Raw genomic sequence first — 2,085 nt, forward strand, 5'->3', positions numbered from 1 at the left:
CGTTACGATCCTTGGGGCAACCTGATCGAGAAGCGCTCGGGGCACAGCAAGCTGCAGAGCTTTAGTTACGACTGCGAAAACCGGCTGGTACGGGCGGAGACGTTGGTCAATGGCAAGCTGGAAAGCACCGGGCACTACCGTTACGACAGCCTGGGTCGGCGGGTTGCCAAACGCGCTGAAATCAACGGTGAAATCGAGCAGAAGCGCTTCCTCTGGCAAGGCTTGAGGATGCTGAGAGAAGAGACACCCGGGCAGAGCATCCTGTACCTGTACGAGCAGGGTAGCTATGCGCCGTTGGCGCGGGTTGATCAGGTTGAGGGCGAAGAGCAGAAGCTTTACTACTTCCATACAGACCAGATTGGTACGCCGCTGGAGCTGACGGATAGCGACGGCAAGGTCGTTTGGCAGGCGACGTATCGTTCTTGGGGGACTGTAGAACACTTAGCTGTTAGTGAGGTTGAGCAGAATCTACGTTTCCAAGGCCAATACTTTGATGGTGAAGCGGGGCTGCATTACAACACTTTTCGACACTATGATCCTGAAATTGGACGATTTATTACACTTGATCCGATAGGGATTCGGGGCGGGTTTAATTTATTCAGATACAATGTCAATCCAGTTATGTGGGTTGATCCTGTAGGGCTTGCGCCTTGTCAGGTAAGAGTGGTAAATAACACTAAAATTCATGGGCGTGGCCAAGTTGATGGTACTCCTGGGCACGATCAATTTTCTGAGGCCATTGCCAACAAGTTGGCAATGAGCGGGAAATTTACTGATGTTTATCTGAACAGATCTTATAGCTTTGCTAAGGGGCGTGGCGTTTCCGCCAGAAGGCCCGATGTCATGGCGGTTGATGTCAATGGAAAGGTGCATGCAATAGAGTTGGCATCTAAGACTGATATGGGCAAAAAGTTTCCTACGCTGACTTCTCGGAACAATACTGCGATGAGCAATCTGCCAGCGAGTACACGAGGGGATGTCGTGGTTCTTGAGCATCCGTATAGTGCTGCAGATATGAAGGCTATACTGGACGATTTTATTTCGGGTATATAGGTGATTTATGTGCTTGGCAATGGCTTTGTACGGTGTTGAAAATGTCTCGCCAGAATTGGCATTGAGACTCGGAATATCATTTTTTTCTTTGATGAATGTACCAGTCACGAGCGCTGGATACTATGAGTATCTCATGGATGGCGATCATGTCGGTGATCATGACTTAATTGAGGTTGAATTAAGTGAGTTAGCTAAAAAAATTGAAGAAAAATCAGTCTCTTCGTTTAGGCTTTATAATGAAAGTGAAGGTGTGGTGCCGTGGTTTGCGTCTTATGGGTATAACACGAATGACTTCGGTAGTTTTTTTCATATTGATGCTCAGTCAAGCGGAGAGCAGACTACGCTTGACACTTATACCCAGTTTTTTAGAGAGGTTGCTGGAAAAGCTTCAATATCCTATGGCATTGCTTACCGATGCGAGAGTATTAGTAAAGGATATAGTTATGCCGCGGGAGAGAATTTTATTTCTATATTTCCATTTGAAAGTTCGGGGCTATTCAAAAAAGAGGTGCCGGGTCGATACAGCGGTAAAGAGAGGTATAAAGGGGCGCTCCTGCGAATGGTCTATGAGGTAAATTTACTTAACTCTCAGCACTTAATGATTGATGTGGCAGGTGTGCCGTTAAAGCAATGGATTTTGGAAGATGGTGATAACGGTGTGCTTGAGGTGCTTTCTGAATCGATAGCAATTTGGTTGGTTGAGGAAAAAAAACTTTCCTATGTTAATGAAAGGCTTGGTAAGTTGGGTTTGCTGGTGTCTTGGAAAGCGCCTGCAGCAAAAGCCTCTTCAAGAAAGCTGCCTTAACTCTACTTGATGTATCGCGTTAGGGCATTTTTTATGTGCCCTGAGTCATGATTTTCTTTCTTGCAACTCCGATCTTTAAAAAATAGGTGCTGGCGGTATTGCCCAGTTGATCAAGGCAACGAGGCTGACCGGTTACTGAGCATTCAACGCCAGCCGACCGCTGTGGGCAAGCAGCTGGGGATCACCGATGAAAAGCTGGGTTACCGCTACGACCTGCTGGGGCGACT

2 protein-coding genes are annotated in these 2,085 nt (G+C 47.1%); both read left to right on the forward strand.

Translation table 11 applies throughout. The annotated features are described in order from the left end of the window. On the forward strand, positions 1-1,053 hold a 1,053-nt coding region (locus TZ03_RS29490), incomplete at its 5' end, for an RHS repeat domain-containing protein (RefSeq protein ID WP_201775727.1). Positions 1,054-1,072: 19 nt separating this feature from the next. Beyond that, a complete protein-coding gene (locus tag TZ03_RS29495; protein WP_236692921.1) occupies positions 1,073-1,858 on the forward strand; it encodes a hypothetical protein in 786 nt (261 codons plus the stop codon). Positions 1,859-2,085: the final 227 nt, after the last annotated feature.

Origin of the sequence: Pseudomonas sp. 10-1B (assembly GCF_000935045.1) — a bacterium.
Lineage (GTDB): Bacteria > Pseudomonadota > Gammaproteobacteria > Pseudomonadales > Pseudomonadaceae > Aquipseudomonas.

Coding starts and splice junctions, on each gene's coding strand:
- TZ03_RS29495 (WP_236692921.1), top strand. CDS start 1,073: ATGGCTTTGTACGGTGTTGAAAATGTCTCGCCAGAATTGGCATTGAGA.